Origin of the sequence: Verrucosispora sp. WMMA2044, assembly GCF_027497155.1 — a bacterium.
In the GTDB taxonomy this organism is placed as follows: Bacteria; Actinomycetota; Actinomycetes; order Mycobacteriales; family Micromonosporaceae; genus Micromonospora; species Micromonospora palythoicola.
On sequence record NZ_CP114913.1, the window covers coordinates 5,129,894 to 5,154,045 of the forward strand.

At 71.0% G+C, this 24,152-nt stretch carries 21 protein-coding genes, 1 pseudogene and 1 riboswitch; of the genes and pseudogenes, 6 read left to right on the plus strand and 16 right to left on the minus strand.

What is annotated here, in order from left to right:
• Positions 1-44: 44 nt before the first annotated feature.
• The 6 genes and pseudogenes from O3597_RS23300 to paaA all read right to left on the minus strand — a co-directional run bounded on the left by O3597_RS23300 (position 45) and on the right by paaA (position 5,633).
• A complete protein-coding gene (locus tag O3597_RS23300) occupies positions 45-1,802 on the minus strand; it encodes an ATP-binding protein (protein WP_164446505.1) in 1,758 nt (585 codons plus the stop codon).
• A 105-nt stretch (positions 1,803-1,907) separates the two neighbouring features.
• On the minus strand, positions 1,908-3,035 hold the full coding sequence (paaE, locus tag O3597_RS23305; protein WP_164446506.1) for a 1,2-phenylacetyl-CoA epoxidase subunit PaaE: 1,128 nt from the start codon (positions 3,033-3,035) through the stop codon (positions 1,908-1,910).
• Positions 3,032-3,508, minus strand: coding sequence for a 1,2-phenylacetyl-CoA epoxidase subunit PaaD (paaD, locus tag O3597_RS23310; RefSeq protein WP_164446508.1), 477 nt, complete (start codon positions 3,506-3,508; stop codon positions 3,032-3,034). The genes paaE and paaD overlap by 4 nt, the downstream gene beginning before the upstream one ends.
• Positions 3,509-3,512: 4 nt before the next feature.
• Positions 3,513-4,238: pseudogene (gene paaC / locus O3597_RS23315) on the minus strand (1,2-phenylacetyl-CoA epoxidase subunit PaaC); the annotation flags it as partial.
• A 49-nt stretch (positions 4,239-4,287) separates the two neighbouring features.
• Positions 4,288-4,575: a 1,2-phenylacetyl-CoA epoxidase subunit PaaB gene (paaB, locus tag O3597_RS23320; protein WP_093404003.1), complete on the minus strand. Its 288-nt coding sequence runs from the start codon at positions 4,573-4,575 to the stop codon at positions 4,288-4,290.
• On the minus strand, positions 4,572-5,633 hold the full coding sequence (gene paaA, locus O3597_RS23325; protein WP_281602391.1) for a 1,2-phenylacetyl-CoA epoxidase subunit PaaA: 1,062 nt from the start codon (positions 5,631-5,633) through the stop codon (positions 4,572-4,574). The genes paaB and paaA overlap by 4 nt, the downstream gene beginning before the upstream one ends.
• Before the next feature lie 356 nt (positions 5,634-5,989).
• On the opposite strand from paaA, the gene O3597_RS23330 reads away from it, so the two are divergent.
• The gene (locus tag O3597_RS23330) at positions 5,990-6,967 is read left to right on the plus strand and encodes a hypothetical protein (protein ID WP_281602392.1); all 978 of its coding nucleotides are present in this window, start codon (positions 5,990-5,992) and stop codon (positions 6,965-6,967) included.
• A complete protein-coding gene (locus O3597_RS23335; protein ID WP_281602393.1) occupies positions 6,967-7,899 on the plus strand; it encodes a serine hydrolase in 933 nt (310 codons plus the stop codon). The genes O3597_RS23330 and O3597_RS23335 overlap by 1 nt, the downstream gene beginning before the upstream one ends.
• 18 nt (positions 7,900-7,917) lie before the next feature.
• On the opposite strand, the gene O3597_RS23340 is transcribed toward O3597_RS23335, so the two are convergent.
• The 3 genes from O3597_RS23340 to O3597_RS23350 are packed head-to-tail and all read right to left on the minus strand — an operon-like array spanning position 7,918 to position 10,746.
• Positions 7,918-8,769 (minus strand): menaquinone biosynthesis protein, encoded by an 852-nt coding sequence (locus O3597_RS23340; RefSeq protein ID WP_281602394.1) that lies wholly within the window; start codon positions 8,767-8,769, stop codon positions 7,918-7,920.
• Positions 8,770-8,802: 33 nt separating this feature from the next.
• Positions 8,803-10,122 (minus strand): MFS transporter, encoded by a 1,320-nt coding sequence (locus tag O3597_RS23345; protein ID WP_281602395.1) that lies wholly within the window; start codon positions 10,120-10,122, stop codon positions 8,803-8,805.
• Between the two features lie 42 nt (positions 10,123-10,164).
• Complete coding sequence (locus O3597_RS23350; protein WP_281602396.1) at positions 10,165-10,746, minus strand: metalloregulator ArsR/SmtB family transcription factor; 582 nt, start codon at positions 10,744-10,746, stop codon at positions 10,165-10,167.
• A gap of 174 nt (positions 10,747-10,920) precedes the next feature.
• Here O3597_RS23350 and O3597_RS23355 point away from each other — a divergent pair, with 174 nt between their 5' ends.
• From O3597_RS23355 to O3597_RS23365, 3 genes are all read left to right on the plus strand, one after another.
• Positions 10,921-12,999 carry an AAA family ATPase gene (locus O3597_RS23355; protein ID WP_281602397.1) on the plus strand — a complete coding sequence of 693 codons (2,079 nt, stop codon included), beginning with the start codon at positions 10,921-10,923 and terminating at the stop codon, positions 12,997-12,999.
• Positions 13,000-13,134: 135 nt separating this feature from the next.
• A complete protein-coding gene (locus O3597_RS23360; protein ID WP_281602398.1) occupies positions 13,135-13,905 on the plus strand; it encodes a VOC family protein in 771 nt (256 codons plus the stop codon).
• A 79-nt stretch (positions 13,906-13,984) separates the two neighbouring features.
• A complete protein-coding gene (locus O3597_RS23365; protein WP_281602399.1) occupies positions 13,985-14,749 on the plus strand; it encodes a VOC family protein in 765 nt (254 codons plus the stop codon).
• 18 nt (positions 14,750-14,767) lie between these two features.
• Here O3597_RS23365 and O3597_RS23370 read toward each other — a convergent pair whose 3' ends face one another.
• From O3597_RS23370 to mqnE, 7 genes are all read right to left on the minus strand, one after another.
• Positions 14,768-15,565 (minus strand): ABC transporter ATP-binding protein, encoded by a 798-nt coding sequence (locus O3597_RS23370; RefSeq protein WP_281602400.1) that lies wholly within the window; start codon positions 15,563-15,565, stop codon positions 14,768-14,770.
• A complete protein-coding gene (locus tag O3597_RS23375) occupies positions 15,562-16,653 on the minus strand; it encodes an iron ABC transporter permease (RefSeq protein ID WP_164446785.1) in 1,092 nt (363 codons plus the stop codon). The genes O3597_RS23370 and O3597_RS23375 overlap by 4 nt, the downstream gene beginning before the upstream one ends.
• Before the next feature lie 39 nt (positions 16,654-16,692).
• On the minus strand, positions 16,693-17,628 hold the full coding sequence (locus tag O3597_RS23380) for an ABC transporter substrate-binding protein (protein ID WP_281602401.1): 936 nt from the start codon (positions 17,626-17,628) through the stop codon (positions 16,693-16,695).
• Positions 17,629-17,738: 110 nt separating this feature from the next.
• Positions 17,739-17,799: riboswitch (cobalamin riboswitch) on the minus strand.
• Between the two features lie 169 nt (positions 17,800-17,968).
• On the minus strand, positions 17,969-19,849 hold the full coding sequence (locus tag O3597_RS23385; protein ID WP_164446529.1) for a M14 family zinc carboxypeptidase: 1,881 nt from the start codon (positions 19,847-19,849) through the stop codon (positions 17,969-17,971).
• A 165-nt stretch (positions 19,850-20,014) separates the two neighbouring features.
• Positions 20,015-20,305 (minus strand): DUF4229 domain-containing protein, encoded by a 291-nt coding sequence (locus tag O3597_RS23390; protein WP_164446530.1) that lies wholly within the window; start codon positions 20,303-20,305, stop codon positions 20,015-20,017.
• A gap of 37 nt (positions 20,306-20,342) precedes the next feature.
• Entirely contained in the window at positions 20,343-20,765 is a 423-nt protein-coding gene (locus tag O3597_RS23395) for a hypothetical protein (RefSeq protein ID WP_281602402.1), read from the minus strand.
• A 24-nt stretch (positions 20,766-20,789) separates the two neighbouring features.
• Positions 20,790-21,959, minus strand: coding sequence for an aminofutalosine synthase MqnE (gene mqnE, locus O3597_RS23400; RefSeq protein WP_281602403.1), 1,170 nt, complete (start codon positions 21,957-21,959; stop codon positions 20,790-20,792).
• Between the two features lie 248 nt (positions 21,960-22,207).
• Here mqnE and O3597_RS23405 point away from each other — a divergent pair, with 248 nt between their 5' ends.
• Entirely contained in the window at positions 22,208-23,827 is a 1,620-nt protein-coding gene (locus O3597_RS23405; RefSeq protein ID WP_281602404.1) for a C40 family peptidase, read from the plus strand.
• Positions 23,828-24,152 lie beyond the last annotated feature (325 nt).

The following is a 24,152-nucleotide window of genomic DNA, read 5'->3' on the forward strand; positions in this document are numbered from 1 at the left end:
ACAACCGGGCCCTGCTGGGATCTGACCCACAGCCAGCGAACAGCTCAGAACAGTGGATCTCCCTCACTCGTCGGGCTCTTGCGCGGCTGGCGTCGACCCCGTGGCGACAACTTCGGTCCAGGTCCGTAGGTGACCGAGGGACCACGCCGTGACTCGGAGATTCTGGCGAGCACTCCTTCGTCGACGAGGCCACCAAGTAGACGCGATGTGGCCTGCGCATCCAGGTCGAGCGCCACTCGCACCATCCGGGCATTGACTTGCCCTGCGGCCTGCAACAGTTCGATCACTTTGCGCTCCGCGTCGTCCCGGTGTCCGCGGTGGTACCGGACCGCCGGGCCCAATGCACTCAGCGCTGAACCTCGTAACCGATAGTTGGGGTGTCTACGTCTGGCCGTCTCCCGGGTCGACTCGAGCATCGCGACCGGCTCCGTACTGAGTCGCAGCAGAACCTCCTGTGCCTCAACGACATCCTTCTGCAACAGAGGAACGGCGTCGACGGCGGAGAGGACACGATGAGTCAACAAGTGATAGAGGATCAGCAAGGTGTCCGCGTCGTCCTGCTCGGTTTCCGGCAGCGCCGCGACATAACGCGCGAGATGCCGGTTCGGTGCGCCGCCCAGCAACGTCACGGTGACCCTGTCCGGCTCTTCCAGGTATCGAGGTGGCTGATGGCCCACCCGGACCATCTCCCGATACATCCGATCTACGCCGACACCGGCTTCCTCGGCGAGACCCAACGTCCGGACAGCGCCGGCAAGTAGCGGATTTCGAGGTCTGGAGGTGGTGGTCAGGATGTTCTCCACTGTCACACCGAAGACCAGCGGCCCGGGAGATGCCACCACCAGGCGAGTGGGCGCGTGCTCGATCTGCACTGGACCAGCCAGACGATAGTCACGATGCACAAGGGCGTTGACCACAGCTTCCCGTACCGCCGCCTCAGGCAGGTCAGCTAGTTGCACCTGCTGCCCGCCCGGCAGATTGACCGGGGTCTTGTCCACCCGCGCATCGATGAGTTCGAGTATCCGCACCAGGGCAGGCAGGAGCGGTCCAGTGATGCGATGCACGACTGTCGGTTCGCCCGCCGGGGTCTTGCGGAACTGGTAGACCACAAGATGTGAGCCGTTGCCTGGTCCGCCGTCCTCTTCGGCGAACAGCAGCAGCCCGGCTCGGTTTAGCCGGCCAGCCTCGTTCACTACTCCCAGAATTCGTAGCAGGTCTCCGTCGCTTTCCGCCGCGTATCGCCGACGAACCGGATCGGAGCTGCGGCGCAGCAGCGTACGGGCGATATCCAAGGCGACGGGGGACACCTCGGCGCGGGCTAGGTCGGTGTCGCCGGCAGACCAGTCGTCGTTGCGACGGTCAGCCAAGGCGGACGCGATCTGGGTAGCGGTCATCGGAAGGCACGAGGTGCCCACCCGATGCGTGGCACGCTGGTCGACCTGATGGATGTCGGGACTTCGGGGCACGGTGATGAGCAGCAGCCGTGTGTCGGAGACCTCGATCGCCTCGCTGAAGACGGTCAGGGCTGGTTGGGTCAGCTCATAGATTCGCTGCACCACACGAATCGGATCCAGGTCAGTACCCGCGAGGGCGTCGACACCAGCGATCCTGTCGTGCACGCCGACCACGAGCGTTCCGCCGATCCCGTTCGCGAAGCAGGCAGCCGCTGCGGCCAAGTCCCGGAGGGTGTCGTCGCGAGATCTTCCCTGCCGCTTGAAGTCCAGGGTTCTGGACTCCAGAGCTGCGGCCGTCTCACCAGCGAGAATTCGAGCCAGCGCCTCCTCGTACTCATGCCCAGTCATCTCGGTTTCCGATCGGTTTAGACCATTCCTTGCGAGGAAGGATAGCGCAAAACTATTGGAAAACCGGCTCCAGCCTCGTCGCGTGAACCCCGAACGCCCGACGCCTCACGCGTCGTAGTCGATGGTGAGGGTGTCGGTGAGCGGGCTGGACTGGCAGGTCAGCACGTAGCCGGCGGCCACCTCGTCGGGCTCCAGGGCGTAGTTGCAGGCCATCTCGACCTCGCCGGAGACGACCTTCGCCCGGCAGGTCGAGCAGACCCCACCCTTGCAGGCGTACGGCAGCTCGCCGCGGACCTTCAACGCCGCGTCGAGCACCCGTTCGTCGCGGCGCATGGTGAAGCTCGACGAACGTCCGTCGAGCGTGATCGTCACGTCGGTGCCGCCGGACGCGTCGTCGCTGCGGCGTACCGGCTCGGGCGGCGCGTCGACGTGGAACAGCTCGGTGTGCACCGCCGACTCCGCGACACCCCGCTCGGTCAGCACCGCACGAGCATCGACCACCAGCCCGTACGGGCCGCAGAGGAACCACTCCTCGATCGCCTCACCGGGCACGATGGTCTCCAGCAGCCGGCCGAGCCGCTCCGCGTCGATCCGGCCCGACAGCAGCGGCGAATCGCCCTGTTCGCGGGAGAGCACGTGCACCAGGTGCAGCCGGGTCGGGTAGCGGTCCTTCAGGTCGGCCAGCTCCTCGGCGAACATCACGCTGCCGGCGGTGCGGTTGCCGTACACCAGCGTGAAGGTGCTGGCCGGTTCGACGGCCAGCGCGGTGGCGACCAGCGACAGCACCGGGGTGATGCCCGAGCCGGCGACCACCGCGCCGTAGCGGCGAGCCCGGTCCGGTGCGAAGGCCGTGGTGAAGTGCCCCAGCGGCGGCAACACCTCGATGGTGTCGCCGTGCCGCAGCGCCCCGCAGGCGTAGCCGGAGAAGGCCCCGCCCGGAATCTCCCGCACGCCGATCCGCAACCGCCCGTGCCGGGCCAGCTCCGCCGGGGTGGAGCAGATCGAGTACGAACGGCGCACGTCCCCGCCGCCGTCACCGTCCGGGGCGACGGCGGCGGCCGGCAGGCGTACGGTCAGGTGCTGGCCGGCGCGGAACGCGAAGGTCTCGCGCAGTTCCTCCGGTACCGCGAAGGTGATCGCGACGGCATCGGCGGTGAGCCGGTCCACGGCGACGACGGGCAGCGGGTGGAATACCGGTCGGCGGCGGACCGGGCGCGTGATGGTGACAGTCACAGGGCCTTCACCTGGTCGAAGGGTTCGGAGCAGGAGCGGCAGCGCCACAGCGCCTTGCAGGCGGTGGAGCCGAAGCGGCTGAGCTGCTCGGTCTCCGGCGAGCCGCAACGTGGGCAGCGCACCGTCAGGGTGAGCGGAACGACGCCGTCGCGCCGGACCGGAGCGGGTGGGGCGATGCCGGCGGCGGCCAGCTTGGCCCGCCCGACGTCGCTGATCCAGTCGGTGCTCCAGGCCGGGCTGTGCACCGTACGCACCTCGGCGTCGGGATGACCGGCGGCGGCAAGCGCGCGCCGGATGTCGGCGCGGATGACGTCCATCGCGGGGCAGCCGGTGTAGGTGGGAGTGATCGTCACCACCACCCGACCGGTGGCCGGGTCCTCCAGCACCGACCGCAGGATGCCGAGATCGTCGATGGTGACCACCCGGATCTCCGGATCCACCACCGCCGCCACAGCCTCCCGCGCCCGGCTCATCGGCTCACCAGCGGGCCCCGGGATGGGCGCGGTGCAGCACCTGCATCTCCGCGAGCAGGTACGACAGGTGTTCGGTGTGCACGCCGTCGCGTCCACCGGCCGGCGTCCAGCCGACCTCGGGGACGGTGAGGGTCGCCTCGGCGAGCACCGCGGTCACCGTGTCGTCGAAGTCGGGCCGCAGGGTCGCCGGGTCGACCGGCGCGTCCGGCCACGCCGCGAACAGCTCGTCGGCGTACGGCCAGATCTGGTCGACGCCGGCCTGCATCCGCCGGTGTGACTCCTCGGTCCCGTCACCGAGCCGCTTCACCCACAGCGCGGCGTGGTCCAGGTGGTAGGCGGACTCCTTGCGGGCCTTGGCTCCGACGGCGGCCAGCCGCTCGTCCGGGCAGCCGGCCAGGGCGGTGTAGAGCGGCACCTGGTAGGCCGCCAGCACGAGCAGTTTCGCCATGGTCACCGCGAAGTCACCGTTGGGCAGCTCGACCAGCAGGCAGTTGCGGAACTCCCGGTCGTCGCGCAGGTACGCCAACGCGTCCTCGTCCCGGCCGGCGCCCTCCAGCTCACCCGCGTACGACAGCAGGAGGCGGGCGGCACCGAGCTGGTCCAGGGCGATGTTGGCCAGCGCGATGTCCTCCTCCATCTCCGGTGCCCGGGTGCTCCACTCGGCCAACCGCTGCGCCGCGATGAGCGCGTCGTCGCCGAGGGCGAGGGCGAAGTTCGCGCTCACAGGGCGATATCCGTTCGCGACTGCGGGGCTCGCAAACCCGGCTCACTCCTCGCGCTCACAGGTGCGCCACCCCGTCTGGGACCTCGTAGAAGGTGGGATGGCGGTAGACCTTGTCGGCGGCCGGGTCGAAGAAGGCGTCCTTCTCGTCGGGGCTGGACGCGGTGATGGCGCTCGCCGGCACCACCCAGATCGACACCCCCTCCTGACGTCGGGTGTAGAGGTCACGGGCGTTGCGCAGGGCCAGTTCCGCGTCGGGCGCGTGCAGGCTGCCGACGTGGGTGTGCGCCAGCCCGCGCCGGGCCCGGACGAAGACCTCCCAGAGCGGGGTGTGTTGCCGGCTCACGCTGCCACCTTCTCCTTTTCCTTCACCGCACGCTTGGCGGCGTACGCCGTGGCCGCCTCGCGCACCCAGGCACCCTCGCGGTGGGCGCGGCGCCGGTGCTCCATCCGCTGCCGGTTGCACGGCCCGTTGCCGTTGATCACCCGCATCAGCTCGTCGTAGTCCGGCTGGGTGAAGTCGTACGCCTGGCGCTCGTCGTTCCAGCGCAGCTCCGGGTCGGGAATGCGGAGCCCGAGCGCCTCGGCCTGACCGACGCACATGTCCACGAAGCGCTGGCGCAGCTCGTCGTTGGAGAACCGCTTGATCTTCCAGGCCATCGACTGAGCGGAGTGGGTGGAGTCGCCGTCGGGCGGGCCGAACATCGCCAGCGACGGGTACCACCAGCGGTCCACGGAGTCCTGGGCCATCGCCTTCTGCGCCGGGGTGCCGTGCGCCAGGGTGTGCAGGATCTCGTAGCCCTGGCGCTGGTGGAACGACTCCTCCTTGCAGACCCGGATCATGGCGCGGGCGTACGGGCCGTAGGAGCAGCGGCACAGCGGGACCTGGTTGACGATCGCGGCGCCGTCCACGAGCCAGCCGATCGCTCCGACGTCGGCCCAGCTCAGGGTGGGGTAGTTGAAGATCGAGCTGTACTTCTGCCGGCCGCTGAGCAGCAGGTCGACCAGCTCGTCCCGGCTGACGCCGAGAGTCTCGGCGGCGGCGTAGAGGTAGAGGCCGTGACCGGCCTCGTCCTGCACCTTGGCCAGCAGGATCGCCTTGCGCTTGAGCGACGGTGCGCGGCTGATCCAGTTGCCCTCCGGCTGCATGCCGATGATCTCGGAGTGGGCGTGCTGCGCGATCTGCCGGATCAACGTGCGCCGGTACGCCTCCGGCATCCAGTCGCGGGGCTCGATCTTCTGGTCCGCGTCGACGACCTCGGCGAAGTAGGCGGCCAGGTCGCCACCCGGCTCGGCGGCGCCACGGTCGCGTGCCGCGGCCGCGCGCAACGCCGCCTCCGCCGCCTCGACCTCACCGAGCAGCCCGCCGGGCGGGTCCTCGCCCGGGAAGTCATTGCCATACATGCCCCCAGTGTTACAGCTAGGCGTTGATTAAGCCAGGGGGTGTCATACAAATTCGAGACTGCCCACCGTTACCCCTCGGTCGCCATCGGTGGCGCGGGAAACTATGAATTGGGTCACGAATCAGCGACAAATCCTCGCAACGACCGCATAGCGGTTCGTTATCCCGCCTTCACGGCGAGTCGCCAGGTGTCGAGTCCTGGCATAACGCCGATCCGCACGTAGACTTCCCCCGTCACACCGATCGGCTGACGACGATCGCCAGCTCAGGCCACTTCCCCCGGCCCAGGTGATCCGCACCGGTCAGTCCTGGCAGCAAGCCGGTCCCCCCGGCCCTGACATCTGGAGCTCACCCGCTCATGCGACCTCGCGTGACCATGGTGTTCGCCGCGACGGCGGTACTGCTCGGCGGCGTCATGCTGGTGCCGGCCGCCTACGCCCGGCTCTCCGCCGGCGAGGCCGAGGCCAGCCCGGAGAGCGTCGCCGCGCCCACACCCGCGCCACCGCCGCCGCCGACCCTTGCCGCCGGCAAGGTCTCGGTGAACTTCAAGGGCGAGTTCTTCTCCTGGGCGCTGCTGGACCGGGAGACCGACCAGCTCGCCGGCTCCAAGAACCTGGCCGCGACCAGCTCCACCGAGTCGATGCTCAAGGCCTGGATCGTCGCCGACTACCTGCGTCAACTCGGCGACAAGGAGCCGCCGGCGTCGATGAAGAAGGCGGCCAGCCGGGCCATCCGGGACAGCAACGACGACGGGGCCAACCAGGTCTACTTCGCTGCGGGCGGGTCCTACCGCCTGCCGGCCAAGGGGCAGCCCGGCGCGGTGGTCAAGCGGGCGATCAAGCTGTGCGGCCTGACCGACACCAAGCCCGGCAAGGTCAAGGGCTACGAGGGCTGGTGGAGCTTCACCGAGATGTCCCCGCGCGACGCGGTACGGCTCGGCGACTGCATCGCCGACGGCACCGCCGCCGGACCCAAGTGGACGAAGTGGCTGCTCACCGAGATGAGCAAGGTTCGCGGCAGCACCGCCGCCAAGGACCAGAAGGCCCGGGAGGGCGGCGGCCGGTGGGGCATCATCGACGGACTGCCGGAGTCGATCACCAGTCAGGGCCCGGTCAGCATGAAGAACGGCTGGACCGTGCTCAACTACGACGGCAACTGGCACGTCAACTGCCTGGCCGTGACCGAGAAGTGGAGCCTCGCGGTGATGCTGCGTTACCCCAGGCAGGGCGGGCTCGACTACGGAGCGGACGTCTGTGCCAGCGTCGCCAGCCAGTTGGTGACGCCACAGCCCGGCGGTGCCCTGAAGGTGCCGCAGCAGCCGATCGGGAAGCTCTGATGGCCGGCCGCAGCCGCGGCGAGACATCGCCGCTCCGGCTGATCGCGATCGCGGCCGTACTGATCGGGCTGGTCCTGGTCTCGCTGCGCCTGCTACCCGGTTCACCGTTCGAGTCCACCGCCGCCGCCCAGTGGGGCCAGGGTGAGTCTCCGACGGGCCGGGACGGGAGCCGGACCGACCGCAGCGTACGGCCGTCGCCGTCGCCAAGTCCCTCGCCGGAGCCCGAGCCGCTGCCGTTCGAGGACAGGGAGATCGACCTGGACATCGACGGCTGGTACGCGTGGAGCGTGCTGGACCGCCGGTCCGGCGAGATGATCGGCTCGGAGAACATGGCCGAGACCAGCACCACCGCCTCCCTGATCAAGGCTTGGATCGTCGCCGACTACCTGCGCCGTACCGCCGACGCCGGGCAGACCCCGAGCGACGGGAAGCTGGACGACCTGACCCGGATCATCCGGGACAGCGACAACACCCGCACCGAACAGCTCTACACCCAGATCGGCAGGTCGGCCTCGATCAAGCGGCTGCTGTCCACCTGCGAGCTGACCGACAGCAAGGTGTCCAGCGATCTCGGCTGGAGCCGTACCCAACTCTCCCCCCGGGACACCGCCCGCCTCGGCAACTGCATCGCCGAGGGCACCGCCGCCGGCCCGAAGTGGACCAAGTGGCTGCTCAGCGAGATGCGCCAGGTACGCGGTGCCGGCGACTTCGGCATCCGCAAGGCGTTCCCGGCCGCCGAGGCGAAGAAGATCGCCATCAAGAACGGCTGGGTCGACCGCACCCGCGAGCAGGAGATCCACGTCAACTGCCTGGCGATCGGCGACACCTGGACCATGGGCGTGATGCTCCAGTACCCGATCAACAAGGGCTACGAGTACGGCATGAAGAACTGCGAGAAGATCACCGAGGCGCTGCTCACCACCAGCCCGTGAGCCTGCCGCACCCGCGGGTCAGCGGGTGAAGAAGGCGGGGCCGGTGGCGGGTAGTGGCGGGGTTTCGCCGTGGGTGGCGGTGAGGCGGGCGAACTCGCGGATGCCGGCGATCTGGCGCTCGCCGAGGGAGAAATCCAGGGTACGGAAGTAGTCGGCGAGCGTGCTGGCCTCGAACGGCTCCCATCGGGCCGCCGACTCGGCAACCTGGTCCAACTCGGCCAGGCACAGGTCACGCGAGCGGAGGAACGCCTCGTGCACCTCCTTGACCAGGCCGGGATGGGCGGCGGCGAAGTCACGGCGGACCGCCCAGACGGCGAAGACCATCGGCAGTCCGGTCCACTCCCGCCACGCCTGGCCCAGGTCGGTCACGGTCAGCCCCTGTCGGGGTGCCTCGTACATCGCCCGCAGCGCCACGTCGCCGATCAGCACCGCGGCGTCGGCCTCCAACAGCATCTGGGTCAGGTCCGGCGGGCACCGGAAGTACTCCGGACGGACCCCGTACCGCTCGCGCAGCAGCAACTGGGCGAGCAGCACGCCGGTCCGCGAGGTTGAACCCAGCGCCACCCGGGCGCCGTCAAGGTCCGCCAGCGGCCGGGTGCTGACCAGGTTGACCGACAGCACCGGTCCGTCGCTGCCCACCGCCAGGTCGGGCAGGAGCAGCAGCTCGTCGGCGTGCCGCAGGTACTCGACCAAGGTGATCGGCCCGATGTCCAGATCACCGGCGACGAGTTGGGCGCTGAGCCGGTCCGGTGAGTCCTTGCGCAGGTCGACGTCGAGCAGGGCGCCGGAGCGCATCAGCCCCCAGTAGATGGGCAGGCAGTTGAGGAACTGGATGTGCCCGACGCGGGGGCGGGCAAGGCGCTCGACCATGCCCCGACCGTATCCCCGCCGCCGGTGACCTGCTCAGCCGGACGTCGCGGAAGTGGCCAACCCCGCACCAGCCGGCCCGGTCTGCGCAGGGCCAGCCGGCGGGAGTTGCCGGACGCGGGAGCGTTCGGCCCGGACCGCTCGGCGGACGGGTACCACGAAGCCCAGTACCACCAGCAGCCCGGCCACCCCGCAGCCGACGATCAGCGGGCGTGGTGCGGTCGCCTCCAGCAGCAGACCACCGAGCAGGTAGCCGACCATCGCCGCGCCCTGCACCGAGGCACCCACGGCGGCGAAGGCCCGCCCGCGCGCCGCCTCGGGTACCCGCCGCGCCACCACCAGGTTGTGGAAGACGTTGTCGCCGCCGTTGCAGAGGCCGCCGAGCAGCCAGAGCGGCACCAGCAGCGCAGCGGTGGGGACCGTCACCGAGAGCAGCACCGCCAGGCAGCAGCCGCCGAGCAGCAACAGGCCGCCCTGGACCAGGGCGCCGTCGTCGGCGAGCCGGCCGGCCACCCGGGCGAAGATCCACGCACCGCAGAGCACCCCGAGCGTCCAGGCGCCGGTCACCAGGCCGTAGACGGAGGCCGACGCACCGAGGGTTTCGCGTACGTAGAAGACCTCGATGACGTTTATCGCGCCGATGGCTGCTATGACGCCGGCCAGGGTGGCCACCATCGCCACCAGCAGCGGGTCCCGCCGCAGCCGCCAGCCACCGGCCAGCTCCGCGCCCGTGGCATCCACGCCCACCGAGGGGCCATCGCCGGTCGCTGTCACGCGCCGCGCGCCGCCTCTGCGGGTCCGGACGAGCAGGCCGGCGACGACGAGCGCCAGATAGCCGACCGCGGCGATAAGCAGCGGTACCCGGGTGCCGAAACCGCCCACCAGGAACCCGGCCAGGGCCGGTCCGGCCAGGACGCCGAGCATGCCGGCGGTCTGGTTGAGGGCTGTCGCCCTGGGCAGGTCCGTGGCGCGCACCATCGCGGGCACCAGGGCGGCGAGCACCGGTTGGGCGACGGCGAGACCGGAGGCGAGCAGCGCGACCAGACCCACGACCAGCAACGGATGCCCGGTGTACGCCAGCGCGAGGCAGATCGCCGACTGGGCCGTCCCGGCACCGACCAGCAGCGCTCGGCTGTCCACCCGATCGGCGAGCCGCCCGGTCAGCGGGGCGAGCGCCACGAGCGGCAGGGTCGCCGCCAACAGCATGCCGGCGACGGCGCTGCCGCCCGCCCCGGAGGTCTGCAGGCTCAGCGTCAGGGTCGTGGCCGTGAGGAACTGCCCGCAGGTGGCGAACCCACGGGCGGAGGTGGCCAGGGCGACGTCCGCCCACCGCGATTCGCCAGATATGAAGGACATACTTCGAAAGTAATGCTTCATATCTGGTGTACGCAAGCACCCTCAGGCCAGCGGCAGTGCCCGGTACTGGACAGCCACCCGGCGGGCGCCCGGCGGCGGATCGGAGCGGGTGCGTTTCCGGTACGGCCGAAGCAGAGCCGTCACGGCCTCGTTCAACTCCGCCAACTCCTCGGCGGTGAGCAGCAGCAACGACTCGCTGAGGATCGCGCTGCGATACCACTCCTCGGACTCGTCCGGGGCCCGGCGCAGCCAGTCCCGGCTGCGCTCAAGTCCCCGGGCCAGGAAAACCTCCACCAGGGTCTGCTCGGCGTCGCGTACCGACGGGTCAGCGTCCCGGCCGGCGTCGATGGTCCACTGCTGGACCGCGGCACGCCACAGTCGCTCGCGGGCGTCCCCCCGGCTCGGCGCCTGCTCCACGAGGCCGAACTTGGCAAGTGCCCGCAGGTGGTAGCTGGTCGCGCTCGGCGACAGGCCCACCACCTCGGCGCACTCGGTGGCGGTCATCGCGCCCTCGGTCGTCGCCAGGTGTTCCATGATCGCGAGCCGGGCCGGATGAGCGAGCGCCCGCAGCGTCTGCGGGTCGCTGATCGTCACCCGGGGTGGCTCGGAGTGCGCCTGCGTCATCTCCCCATGATCCCCCGACCGGAGGGAAAACCGGTTGTCCACGGCAGTCCCGGGAGTAGGCTGTTCGTTCCGCCTGACGGCCGCGGTGAGTAGCACCGCAGCGGACGTCCCCGCGCCGACCCACGTGTCGGAAACGCGAGCGGCAGCCTTCTTCCCGCGTCGAGGAGTCCGTGGATGAGCCTGCACGCCGAAAAAATCTCCCAGCCACCCGCGCTGGACGACGAACTGGCCGCCGAACGGGCGCACCTGACCCGCTCGCGGGCGGCGCTGCACCAGATGCGGGAACGCGCCGAGGCCCTCTTCGCCACCGGCGACAAGGTGGCCGGAGACGCGTACACCGCCGAACAGCTCGGCCGGCACCTCGCCCGGCGGGTCGCCGAACTGGCCGACGACCCGCGCACCCCGCTCTTCTTCGGCCGGCTCGACTTCGGCGACGCGGATGCCGAACACGCCGGCCGCCGCTACCACGTCGGCCGCCGGCATGTCACCGACGAGCAGGGCGAACCGCTGGTGCTGGACTGGCGGGCACCGATCTCCCGCACGTTCTACCGGGCCAGTGCCCGCGATCCGCAGGGCCTGGCGGTACGCCGCCGGTTCGGCTTCGGCGACGGGAAGTTGACCAGCTTCGAGGACGAGCACCTCGACCGGGGCGAGGAACTCGGCACGGCCAGCCGGATCCTCACCGCCGAGATCGAACGTCCCCGGGTCGGGCCGATGCGCGACATCGTCGCCACCATCCAGCCTGAGCAGGACGAACTCGTCCGGGCCGACCTGGCTGACTCGATCTGCGTGCAGGGCGCCCCGGGCACCGGCAAGACCGCCGTCGGGCTGCACCGGGCGGCGTACCTGCTCTACCTGCACCGGGAGCGGCTGCGCCGGTCGAAGGTGCTGGTCGTGGGACCGAACCGGGCCTTCCTCGGCTACATCGCGGCGGTGCTGCCCGCGCTCGGTGAGGTCGAGGTGGAACAGGCCACCGTGGAGGACCTTGTCACCCGGGTGCCGGTCCGCGCGGCGGACCCGCCCGCGGTAGCCACGCTCAAGCACGACGCCCGGATGGCCGAGGTGCTGCGCCGGGCCGTCGACGCGTACGTCGGCGAGCCGGCCGAGCCGGTGCTCGTCTCCGACGGCTCGTTCCGCTGGCGGATCGGGCTGGAGCCGCTGCACCGGCTAATCCAGGACACCCGCGCGGAACGACTGCCGTACGCGGTCGGGCGGGACCGGGTCCGGGCCCGCGTGGTCGGACTGCTGCAACGGCAGGCCGAGGCCCGACGGGCGGAATCACCGGGCGACGCGTGGCTGCGCCGGATGAGCCGGTCGAAGCCGGTCACCGGATTCCTGGACGCCGTCTGGCCGGCACTCACGCCGGACGGCCTGCTGCACGCGCTGTACACCGATTCGGACCGGCTCGCCCAGGCCGCTGACGGTCTGCTCACGCCCGACGAGCAACTCCTGCTCACCCGCCCGGCACCCGGGACCGGGCGCGCCACCGGCACCGGGTTGGGACGGACGGCGAAGGCGACCCGCTGGACGGCCGCCGACGCGGTGCTGATCGACGAGGCGGCCGGACTGCTCGAACGGCCGAGCGGCTACGGCCATGTCGTGGTGGACGAGGCCCAGGACCTCTCCCCGATGCAGTGCCGGGTCATCGCCCGGCGCAGCGAACACGGCTCGCTCACGCTCCTCGGCGACCTGGCGCAGGCCACCGCGCCGTGGGCGGCCAGCGACTGGCGGGAGAGCCTGCGCCACCTGGGCAAGCCGGACGCGACGGTGGTGCCGTTGACCATCGGGTTCCGGGTGCCCGCCGCCGTGCTCTCCTTCGCCAACCGGCTGCTGCCGGCGCTGGCCGTCGACGTGCCGCCGGCCGAGTCGCTGCGCAACGACGGCACCCTCGACGTGCGTACCGTGCGCGATCTGACGGCCGCGACGGTGGCCGAGGTGCGGACGGCGCTCGCGTTCGAGGGGTCGATCGCGGTGATCGCCGCCGACGACGCCGTGGACGGGCTGCGGTCGGCGCTGACCGAGGCGGGGGTGCAGACCGTGACCCCCGACGGGCCGGCCACCGGCGCGCGGGTCACGGTGATGCCCGCGACCCTGGTCAAGGGCCTGGAGTACGACCACGTCATCGCGGTCGAGCCGGCCGCCATCGCGACCGCCGAGCCACGCGGCCTGAACCGGCTGTACGTGGTGCTCACCCGGGCGGTGTCCCGGCTGTCCGTGCTGCACGCCACGCCGCTACCCGCCCCGCTCGGCTGACTCTCGACCGGACGGGACCGGGTCGCCGGTTCAGTTGGCGTTCCCCCGGTTTCCGCCCCGAACGGCGGCGCACCGGTGCCACCATGCCGGGAGGGGCGACCGGTCGGTGGTCGCCGCGGGCCGGAAGGGGTGGCCGTGGTCAGCGTCGCGCCGGGTACGCCCTGTTGGGCCGACCTGGCCACGCCGGGACTCGACACGGCCCGGCGGTTCTACCCGGAACTGTTCGGCTGGACCGGCCGGGTCGACCCCGAGCCGGAGGCGGGCGGGTACACGGTCTTACTGCTGGACGGGCGGGCGGTGGCCGGGGCGGGCCCACCGGCCGTACCGGACCAGGTGCCGATCTGGTCGACGTACGTGGCCACCGACGACGCGGATCTGGTCGCCGGCCGGGTGGAGCGGGCCGGTGGACAGGTGGTGGTGCCGCCGTTCGAGGTCTTCGACCGGGGTCGGATGGCGGTCTTCACCGATCCCGCCGGGGCCGCGTTCAGTGTCTGGCAGCCGATGGCCTTCGCGGGGGCCGAGGTGTTCGACGTGCCCGGTGCGATGAGCTGGACCGAACTGGTCACCCCCGATCCGGGCGGGTCACGGATCTTCTACGAGCTGGTCTTCGGCTGGCAGCCGGAGGAGGAGCCGATGGGCCAGGTCGCCTACACCGGTTGGCGGCTCGGCGACCGCTTGGTGGCGGGGATGATGCCGCCGCTGGGCGACGAGTTCCCCTCGGACGGCCCGGCGTACTGGTCGGTGTACTTCGCGGTGGCCGACGCGGACGCCAGCGCGGCGCGCGCCGCCGAGCTGGGCGGCACGATCCTGGTGCCGCCCCGCGACATCCCGGCCGGCCGCTTTGCCGCGCTCCGCGACCCCCACGGTGCCCTGTTCCACGTCATCGCCCTCGCCGGGACGCGCTGAATCGCCAGCGGGGTGTCGGACCCGAATGCGACGCTCGGACCACCCCGCCCATCACCGACGGAAACCGGAGCCTACGCGCATGACCAGCATTCCACCGGGAAGGCCGGCCTGGGTCGACCTGTTCACCAGCGATCCCGCCGCGGCGGCCGGCTTCTACGCACCGCTGTTCGGCTGGGCGGTCGCCGAGGCGACCGGCGAACCGCCAACCGGCCGTCTCGTCTTCCACCAGCAGGGCAGACCGGTGGCCGGCGCTGGCCCGACCGACGACGGGCAGCCGGCCTGGACGCCCTACCTGGCCACCGAGAATGTCGACACGGCCTGTCAACTCGCGACGGCCACCGGTGGGCGGCTCCGCTCGGGCCCCGTCGAAGTGTCCGACTCCCGTCGCTCGGCGGTGCTCACCGACCCGGCCGGCGCGTCGTTCGGGGTGTGGCAGTCGCTGGGTCTCTCCGGCGCGGAGGTCTTCGACGTGCCGGGCGCGCTGACCTGGGCCGAGCTGACCACTCGGGAGCCCGACCGGGCCAAGGAGTTCTACGGTGCGGTCTTCGGCTGGACGGCCGACGACCAGCCGATGGATGCGATCACCTACACCACCTGGCAGCGCGACGGCCAGCAGGTGGCCGGGATGATGCCGATGGTCGGCGAGGAGTGGGGCGACCTGCCGTCGCACTGGATGGTCTACTTCGCGGTGACCGACACCGACGCGGTGGCCGACGAGGCGCAGCGGCTCGGCGGCAGCGTGTCCGTCCCGCCGACCGATCTGCCCCGGGGCCGGTTCGCGGTGCTGACCGACCCGCAGGGGGCGTTCTTCTCCATCCTCGGCCCGGTGCCCGCACCCGCCTGACTCACCCTGCGGCCGGCACTACTGTCGCCTGGGGCGTACCGGCACCACGAGCGGGCCGTGTTCACCGTCGACGACGCGGACGCTGGCCCGGTAGTGCTCGGCGAGCAGCCGGTCGGTGAGCACCTCCCGGGGGGTGCCGACCGCGACCACCCGACCGGCGGCGAGCAGCACCATGCGGTCGGCGTACTCGCCGGCGATGGACAGGTCGTGCATGGTGGCCAGCACCGTCAGTCCGTGCGTACGACGGAGCTGGTCGACAAGTTCGAGCACCTCCTGCTGGTGGCCGATGTCGAGAGCGCTGGTGGGTTCGTCGAGCAGCAGCAGGGTGGCGCCCTGGGCCAGCGCCCGGGCCAGGAAGACCCGCTGCCGCTCACCGCCGGAGAGGGTGGCCAGTTCCCGGGCGTGGAAGCCGGCGAGGTCCAGCCGGTCGAGCACCTCGTGCACCACGGCCAGGTCGGCGGCGGACTCCCGACCCAGCGGCGGGATGTACGGGGTGCGACCGAGCAGCACATAGTCCAGCACCGCCATGCCGGGCGGTACGACCGGCGACTGCGCGACCGTGGCCACCACCCGGGCCCGTTCCCGGCGACGCAGCCCGCCGATCGGCGTACCGAAGAGCCGGACGGCGTCCGGCGCGGGGAGCAGGCCGCCGACGGCGCGCAGCAGTGTCGACTTGCCCGCGCCGTTGGGACCGATCACCGTGACCCACTCGCCGGTGGCGACGGTCAGGTCGACGCCCGCGAGGATCGACGTACCGTCCACGCTGATCCGCAGGTCCCGCAGGTCGACGGCGGGCGCGGCCGACGAGCCGGTCACGTCAGCACCCGCCGGACGGAGCGCAGCACCACCACGAAGAACGGGCCACCCAGCAGCGCGGTGACCACCCCGATCGGGATCTCCTGCGGTGCGGCGGCGGTCCGTGCCACCACGTCGGTCAGCGCCAGGAAAGCGCCACCGAACAGCAGCGACAACGGCAGGATCACCCGGTAGCTCGCCCCGGCCAGCATCCGTACGGTGTGCGGCACGATGATGCCGACGAAGCCGATCAGACCGGAGGCGGAGACGGCAGCGGCGGTGCCCAGCGAGGCGGCGGCGATCAGCAGGTACCGGGACCGCTGCGGGTGCAGGCCGAGGCTGGCCGCCTCGTCGTCGCCGACCGACAGCACGTCCAGCTCCCGCCGGTGCAGCAGGATGACCAGGCTGGTCACCAGGAAGTACGGCAGCACCAGCCGGACGTCCTGCCAGCCCGCGGTGGCCAGCCGGCCGAGCAGCCAGGAGTACACCTGCTGGATGCTCTCCGCGTGTCGTTGCAGCAGGTACGTCTGCCCGGCGCTGAGGAACGCGGAGACGGCCACCCCGGCCAGGATCAGGGTCGCCGGGGAGCGGCTGCGTCCACCGGCGGAGCCGAGCAGGTAGGTCATCGCCACCGCGCCGAGGGAGCCGACGAAGGCGGCCAGCGGGATGGTGGCCGGCAGGCCGCTCAGCGCTCCGCCCGCGCCCACCCCCAGGGTCAGCACCACGGTGACCGCGAGCCCGGCCCCGGCCGCGACACCGAGCAGGTACGGGTCGGCCAGCGGGTTGCGGAACACCCCCTGGTAGGCGCCGCCGGCCAGGGCGAGCAGCCCGCCGACCAGCAGACCCAGCACCGCCCGGGGCAGCCGCAGCTCGGTGACGATGGCGATCTCCCGCTCGGTCAGCCCACTGTCCAGGCCTACCCCCGGCAGCAGGTTGAGCAGTTCGATCGCGACGCTGCCGGGCGGCAGGCTGACCGGGCCGAGCGAGACCCCGGCCACCAGCGCGACGAGTACCGCGAGCACCCCGGCCGCGAGCCAACGCTTCCGCAGGCCCGCCGGCCGGGGTGGGGTGACCGCCCCGACCGGCGGGCCGAGTCGGCCACGCTTCAGCACGTCGTGCACGATCCGTTCAGCGCTCGACGGCCAGCGTCACTCGGCGGCCTTTGCGGTGGCGTCCACGATGGTCCGCAGCAGGTCCACCACGCGCGGCCCCCAGCGGGAGGCGACGTCGTCGTCGAGTTCCACGACCTGGTCCTGCTGCACCGCGGTGAGCGAACCCCAGCCGCTGCGCGCCTTGACCGTCGCGGCGCTCTGCTGACAGCACTTCACGTCGGAGAGGAAGATGAAGTCCGGGTCGGCGTCGACGATCACTTCCTGGGACAGCTGCGGGTAGCCACCGTTCTTGCCGTCGGCGTCGGCCGCGTCGGCGATGTTCTCCAGCCCGGCCAGGCTGTAGATCGAACCGATGAAGGTCTTGCTGGTGGCGGTGTACAGCTCCGGACCCAGTTCGTGGAAGTAGGTGGGCGCCTGCGCCCGCTGCGGCACCTCGGCCACGATCTTCGTGATGTCGTCCTTCATCCGCTGGACCACGTCGGCCGCCGCGTCGGCGTTACCGGTGAGCGTGCCCAGCTCGGTGAGCTGCCGGTACGTGTCGTCGAGGGTCTGCGCGGCGGGAGTCAGGTAAACCGGGATCTTGAGCGTGGTGAGCTGCTCGACGATCTTGTTGCGGTCGTCGCTGAGCACCACCAGGTCGGGGTCCTTCGCGGCGACCGCCTCGGCGTTCGGCTGGTAGCCGGAGAGATCCGTCTTCGGTGCGTCGGCCGGAAAGTTGGACTGGTCGTCAACCGCGGTGACCTGCGGACCGGCGCCGATCGCGAAGAGCATCTCGGTGGCCGTCGCCGACAGCGAGACGATCTTTTCAGGGCGCTGTTCCAGCATCAGCGACCCGACGGTGACGGGGAAGGTGGCGGCGCTGGGGCTGCCGCTGGCGGCGGGGGTGTCGGTGGTCTTCTCGGCGCAGGCGCCGAGCGCGAGCGCGGCCACCGCCAGGCTGGCGGCGAAGACCCTGGGCGTACGTCTGAACATCGGTCCTCCTGTCGGTCGAGGAGTGTGCTGCTTCGCCGACAGAGAGCCGAGGCACCCGTCCGCGAGGCGCCCTTCCTCGAGAGCGCGGATCGCGACCGCGCCCCAGGCGACCTGGCTCGTCCCCGGTAACGGGGCATCACAGTTGCGGGACAGCGCCGGTGTCTCACCGGCTTCGCTGGAACGGGTCGGTAAGACCGTAGCGCACGTCGCGTCGGCGCCCCGCCGGGCAGGCCGTCGCGCTGCCGCAGACCCGGCCGCGAGCCGTCGGGAGAACGGCGGTCTGCCCGTTTGCTCCCTGGAACGGGGCCCCGCGCGAGGGGGTGCGGGGCCCCGTCCGCTTTCAGGAGGCGGTGATGGTGACGTTGTCCACAGCCGCCTCGACGAGGCTGGCGGTCGAGGTGTCCGCGGCCTCGACCAGGATCCGGACGGACTGGCCGGCGTACGGGGTGAGGTTGAGGTTCGACACCGTCCAGGCACCGTTGCGGTTGCTGGCCGCACCGGCCTGGGTGAGCAGCGCCGTGGTGCCGCCGTTGTGCACCACGCTGACCCGGAAGTAGTCCGCCGACGACGAGTTCGAACCGTGCGCCAGGTACCACGCCAGCGACAGGGTCAACGTGCCGCTGGACGGCAGTGCGACAGCCGGCGAGCGGGCGCTCGTCACCCCGCCGTCGATGTCGTAGTCACCCGCACCGCTGCCGGCGAGCCGGCCGGTGACCAGGTCGTTGCTGCCCGCGTACGGGGTGAGCTGCTTGGCTCCGCTGGAGGTGGTGGCCTGCGCGGCACCGCGCTCCCACTGCCCGGTGGTCGCGCTGTCGGTGCCGTTGGGGTTGATCGTCCAGCCGGTCGCGGTCTCGAAGGTGTCCGACCAGACCGTGGTCCCCCCACCGCCGCTGCCGCAGTACTGCGCCTGCTTCCCGATGGCCCGGTACGGGCAGTCGGCGTACTCGGAAAGGATCAGCACCGCCTCGCGGTTGCGCGAGGTCTGTTGCGGGATGACCTCGTCGGGCGGGTAGAAGCCGCCGCCGGAGGCCCCGCCCGGATACAGCTCGAAGGTGTACGCCCAGATGCCGTGCTCCGCCCACATCCAGTCGATGCTGCTGCCGTCGGTGATGTACAGGTCGCTGGACTGCTGCGGGGTGAATCCATTCGTCGCCGCCATCTGCTGGCCGATGGTGGCGAAGGTGTTGTACTGGTCGGCGTTCATCCCGGTCGCGGTGTTGCTGGTCGTGTAGCCGTACGGCCAGAGCACCAGCTCGGAGTAGGTGTGGAAGTCGATGTTGGCCTTGATCTGCTGCGTCCCGCCGACGACCCGGCTGTTGACGAAGTTGCGCAGCGCCTGCGTCTCGGGTGCGGAGAACGCCGACGGACCCCGGTAGGTGTCCGATGAGGTGGAGCCGGACGAGCCACCGCAGCACCCGAAGTTGTAGCTCCAGTTCCGGTTCAGGTCGGTGCCCACGTACGACGATCCGCTGTTGGGTTGGCGGTTCTTGCGCCACGACCGGTAGGAGCCGGTGGCGATGTCGTACTCGCTGCCGTCCGGGTTGACCGACGGCACGACCCAGATCTCCCGGTTGTTCACCAGGCTGGTGATCCGGGAGTCGGAGCCGTAGTTGTCGGTGAACAGGTTCAACAGGTAGAGCGCCATCTCGACGGTCAGGTGCTCGCGGGCGTGCTGCTGGGCGTTGAACAGGATCTCCGGCTCGTTCTCGTCGGAGGCGACGTTGTCGGAAATCTTCACCGCGACCAGGTCACGGCCCTCGTACGAGCTGCCGATGCTGATCTTCCGCGCGATCGTGGGATGGTCGGCCACCACCTTGTTGACCGCCGCGATCATCTCCGGGTAGTCGTGGTAGTTGGAGTCGGCCGACGGGAAGCCGAGGATCCCGATGTCGCCGTCGGCCTGCCCCCGGTCGGTGGGCAGCGCGGCGATCGCCTCCAGCCGGAACCCGAGCCGGGTGATGGCGGCGGCCTCGGCCCGGGTGGCCGAGACGTGCAGCACCCCGTGCTCGGAGTAGTCGATGGCGGCGCCGGTACGGGCGACCGCGTTGCGATCGGCGAGGGTCTTCGGGCCGAGTACCCGGTAGGGCACGGCGGCCGGTTGTTCGTCCCGGTTGGGCGCCGGCTCGGCGGAGACCGGTGGCGCGGCGATGGTGAGCAGGCCGAGCCCGGCGGCGACGATGAGCGCCAGGGCACGGCGGACGGGGATGGAACGGAAGGCCATGGACAACCTCCTGGAGGCGCGGGGATCCCCCGCTCGGTAGCGGACAGCCCACCACCGGTCACATGGTCATATCAACATTGATCGCTGTTTGGTCCATCCCAGCCTGATCCTCATGCCGGCGACATGGTTCCGCCGACCGGTGCACGGAGCCGACTGTCAGGGCGCTCAGCCCTTCTCGTCGGCGGCCCGATCACCCGTCGTGCCGTCGGCCTGGTCGTCGCCGGCCAGCGCGGACCGCAGCCGCTCCTTCTCCACGCGGCGACGCTCGGCGGCGGCGGCCATCTCCTCGGCCATCTCGTCACGCCAGCCCTTCAGCAGGAAGAACGAGAGGGCGGCGGAGAACAGCAGCGCCAGGATCAACTTGAGGAAGATGTCCATGTCGACCGGCCAGAGGGCCGCCACCACGACCACGAACAGACCGATCCGGCCCAGCGTGTACTTGACCGCCGCACTCACGTTCGTTCGCTCCGCTCGCTCACGTCATCACTTCGTCTCAGCCGGTCCGGTTGGCCAGCCAGCGCACGCCGGGAAACCAGATCGTCGCGTACACCACGGTGAACGTGGTCGCGGCGAGCACGCCGGACAGCAGTGGCGGCAGCGTCGTCGCCAGGCCGGCCACCAGCAGGCCGGAGACCACCGCCGTCGCCACGGCCACCAGCGCGGTCACCACCCGGGGGGCACCGAAACCCCAGGCCCGGAAGTCCTCCCAGAACAACCAGGCGGGCAGGATCACGGCCAGCCAGCCGTTGGCCTGGCCGAACTCACCGGCACCGAACCAGGCGAAGGCCACGTCGAAGAGCACCAGCACCAGCAGCCCGATGACCACCCCGGCAAGCCCCACCCCCACCAGGTCGCCCAGGGTCCGGATCCGCCCCTCGGCATCCCGACGGGGGAACGCGCTCTGCTGCTCGGTCATCGTCGTGCCAGGGTACGCGTCGGATCAGGCCCAGACCTGCTGCGGCTCGGCCCGGCGCTCGGCCAGCGTGGGAGCGGCGTCGTACTCGCGGACCACCTCGTAGCGGGTGTTGCGCTCGACCGGGCGGAACCCGGCGTCCCAGATGAGGTGCAGCAGGTCGTCGCGGTGCATGGTGTTCGGCGTCCCGTACGAGTCGGCATCGTGCGTGATCTTGTATTCCACGACCGAGCCGTCCAGGTCGTCGACACCGAAGTTGAGCGAAAGCTGGGCCACCGACAGGCCGTGCATCACCCAGAAGCACTTGACGTGCGGGACGTTGTCGAACAGCAGGCGGGAGACCGCGAAGGTCTTCAGCGACTCGGCCGGCGAGGCCATCGTGGTGCGGGCCTGGATCCGGTTACGGATCTTGCCGTCCGCCGAGTCGACGAAGTCGTGCTGGTAGCGCAGCGGGATGAAGACCACGAAGCCGCCGGTCTCGTCCTGCAACTCGCGCAGCCGCAGCACGTGGTCGACCCGGTGCCGAGGCTCCTCGATGTGGCCGTAGAGCATCGTCGACGGCGTCTTCATGCCCTTGCTGTGCGCCAGCCGGTGGATCCGGGACCAGTCCTCCCAGTGACAGGCGTGGTCGACGATGTGCTGGCGGATCTCCCAGTCGAAGATCTCCGCCCCGCCACCGGTGAGCGACTCCAGGCCGGCGTCCATCAGCTCGTCGAGGATCTCGTCCGCGCCCAGTCCGCTGATCTTCTCGAACCACTGCACCTCGGTCGCGGTGAACGCCTTGAGCTTGACGTTCGGCAGGGCGGCCTTCAGCTCGCGCAGCACCTTCGGGTAGTAGCGCCAGGGCAGCGTCGGGTGCAGGCCGTTGACGATGTGCAGCTCGGTGAGCTGCTCGTCCTCCATCTCCTTGGCCTTGCGGACCGCCTCGTCGATGCGCATCGTGTACGCGTCCTTCTCCCCCGGCTTGCGCTGGAAGGAGCAGTACGCGCAGCTCGCGCTGCACACGTTCGTGAGGTTCAGGTGCCGGTTGACGTTGAACATCACCCGGTCACCGTTCATCTCGGTGCGCCTGTGGTGGGCCAGCCGCCCCAACCAGGTCAGGTCGTCGCTGGCGTAGAGGGCGATCCCGTCCTCACGGGTCAGCCGCTCCCCCGCGTACACCTTCGCTTCGAGCTCGCGCTTGAGTCCGGCGTCCATCGAAAGCCCCGTCCCCTTCCACCTGCGGTCGCGACCCGAGCGCGGTCGCCACCCGAGCCTACGTCGGCCGCGCTGACAACTCACACCGTGGTCGTCGGCAGCAGACTCTCAGCCTCCCGTTATCCGGCCAGACATCGACATCAGTGCACCGGGTGAGGTAAGACAGGGTGGGGCACGACACACACTGGTAGCGTCCCGAACCGCCGCGCCGACCGAGCGTGGCAGAGCAACGCCGGACGGGGAGCGGAATGATCGACAGCGCGGACGGACGGCAGCGGCGACGAGGTCCGGCGGTTTCGCCGGTGCTACGTCCGGCCCTGTGGTCCGCCCTGCTCGCCGCGGTCGCCAGCACGGTCCTCGCCGCACCGGCGTACGCCGAGCCCGGCATTCCCGTCACGGTGCCCGACACGGGCTCCCGTCCCACGGTGACCGGTCCCCTTCAACTACCCGGCATGCCCGCCGGTACCACCCCGGGCCTGACCCCACCGACGCTCGGCGCTCCCGGTGCCAGCGCGCTGGAAACCCGGATCACGGCCGCCGAGGCACGGGTCGCCGAGCTGGGCACCCGACTCCTCGAACTCGAACAGCAGCGCAACGAGGTGCAGGTCCAGTTCCGCACCGCCGAGCGTGATCTGGAGTTCGCCCGGGGGGCGGTCCAGCAGGCTCAGCAGCGTGCCGACCAGGCCGCCGCCGAGGCGATGAAGGCAGCCGCCGCGCTGCCACCCGGCGGCTTCGCCACCGACCTGCGTGACCTGGATCTGCTCAGCCGGGCCAACCGGGGCGAGAAGGTCGGGCACGACACCGGCCCGGCCGCCGGCGAGATGGCGCGTGCCCGCGCCGACGAGCAGGTGGCGACGCAGGCGTACACGGCCGCCCAGTCGCGGCTTCAGGGGGTTCAGCAGCAGTACACCGCCACCCAGCAGGCACTGCGCGACGCCGAGGCAGAGCTGATCAAACTGCGCGACGAGAACTCCGCGCAGCTTGTCGAGTTGGCTCGCCAGCAGGAGGCCGCCGAGCAGCAGATCGGTGCCGACTACGTCGACCAGTCCGCCGGCGGGCTGGCCGCCCACCCCACGGCTAAGGCCGCCGTCGCGTACGCCCGCAAGCAGCTCGGTGACCCGTACGTCTGGGCTGCCGAAGGGCCGAACTCGTTCGACTGCTCGGGCCTGATGTGGGCGGCGTACCGGTCGGCGGGTTACCGCCAGCTGCCCCGGGTTTCCCGGGACCAGTACCGCGCGACCAGCTCGCGGACCGTGCCCCGCACCGCCCTTCTCCCCGGTGACCTGCTCTTCTTCGCCTCGGGCAGCAGTTGGCGCAGCATCCACCACGTGGGGATGTACATCGGCGGCGGCAAGATGATCCACGCACCGACCACCGGTGACGTGGTGAAGATCTCCACGGTCCGGTGGTCCCGGCTCTACGCCGCGACCCGGGTGGTGGGCGCGGTGCCGGCACCGACGACCACGCCGACCCCGTCGCAACCGCCGACCCCCAAGCCCAAGCCGACGCCGAAGCCCAAGCCCACCAAGACGCCGAAGCCGACCAAGACGCCGACCCCCTCGCCCACTCCGTCGGGCAGCACGTCGCCGTCACCGACCCCGACGGGTTCGACCACGCCGTCGGCAACCCCGTCGGCGACCACCACGCCGTCGGCAACCCGGTCGGTGACCACGACGCCGTCGGCGACGACCTCTGCGTCCGAGAACACCGCACCGACCCTGGAAGCCAGCAGCGTCGCTCCGACCACGGCTGCCGCCAAGGCCGACCCGACCACGACTGCCGGCAAGGCCGACCCGACCACCGCGGCGAGCAGCGCGGCACCGGAGGACAGCGCCTCGGCCAGCCCGTCCACGGTCGGCGGACGGTGACCTGACCCGACATCGCACCCGCCGGCTCCGCGACGCCCACCGGTCACCGGGAGCAACTGGGCGGGTGCAGACGTCGGTCGATATCCGGGCTGCCGGGCGGCTGATGACACCGCGACGCGGTACGCACTCCGGGTGTGCCGCACGGGCGGAATGTGGCACGGTGTCACTCAGGCACTCCCGGTCCGGCGGTACGGGTCGGTGGCGAGCGTGGCGCGGAGGCGACGATGACGGAGCAAGAGGTTCCGGCGGGGCCGGCGGGCCCGCCCCCTGCCCCCAAGCCGGAACCCACACCCGCCGTCGAGTCGCGGCCGGCTACCCGCGGCGC

Bases quoted from the DNA above. Each gene is read 5' to 3' on its own strand.
- O3597_RS23300 (WP_164446505.1), bottom strand. From the start codon at position 1,802: ATGACTGGGCATGAGTACGAGGAGGCGCTGGCTCGAATTCTCGCTGGT.
- paaD (WP_164446508.1), bottom strand. From the start codon at position 3,508: ATGAGCCGGGCGCGGGAGGCTGTGGCGGCGGTGGTGGATCCGGAGATC.
- paaA (WP_281602391.1), bottom strand. From the start codon at position 5,633: ATGTATGGCAATGACTTCCCGGGCGAGGACCCGCCCGGCGGGCTGCTC.
- O3597_RS23330 (WP_281602392.1), top strand. From the start codon at position 5,990: ATGCGACCTCGCGTGACCATGGTGTTCGCCGCGACGGCGGTACTGCTC.
- O3597_RS23335 (WP_281602393.1), top strand. From the start codon at position 6,967: ATGGCCGGCCGCAGCCGCGGCGAGACATCGCCGCTCCGGCTGATCGCG.
- O3597_RS23340 (WP_281602394.1), bottom strand. From the start codon at position 8,769: ATGGTCGAGCGCCTTGCCCGCCCCCGCGTCGGGCACATCCAGTTCCTC.
- O3597_RS23345 (WP_281602395.1), bottom strand. From the start codon at position 10,122: ATGTCCTTCATATCTGGCGAATCGCGGTGGGCGGACGTCGCCCTGGCC.
- O3597_RS23350 (WP_281602396.1), bottom strand. From the start codon at position 10,746: ATGACGCAGGCGCACTCCGAGCCACCCCGGGTGACGATCAGCGACCCG.
- O3597_RS23355 (WP_281602397.1), top strand. From the start codon at position 10,921: ATGAGCCTGCACGCCGAAAAAATCTCCCAGCCACCCGCGCTGGACGAC.
- O3597_RS23365 (WP_281602399.1), top strand. From the start codon at position 13,985: ATGACCAGCATTCCACCGGGAAGGCCGGCCTGGGTCGACCTGTTCACC.
- O3597_RS23380 (WP_281602401.1), bottom strand. From the start codon at position 17,628: ATGTTCAGACGTACGCCCAGGGTCTTCGCCGCCAGCCTGGCGGTGGCC.
- O3597_RS23385 (WP_164446529.1), bottom strand. From the start codon at position 19,849: ATGGCCTTCCGTTCCATCCCCGTCCGCCGTGCCCTGGCGCTCATCGTC.
- O3597_RS23395 (WP_281602402.1), bottom strand. From the start codon at position 20,765: ATGACCGAGCAGCAGAGCGCGTTCCCCCGTCGGGATGCCGAGGGGCGG.
- mqnE (WP_281602403.1), bottom strand. From the start codon at position 21,959: ATGGACGCCGGACTCAAGCGCGAGCTCGAAGCGAAGGTGTACGCGGGG.
- O3597_RS23405 (WP_281602404.1), top strand. From the start codon at position 22,208: ATGATCGACAGCGCGGACGGACGGCAGCGGCGACGAGGTCCGGCGGTT.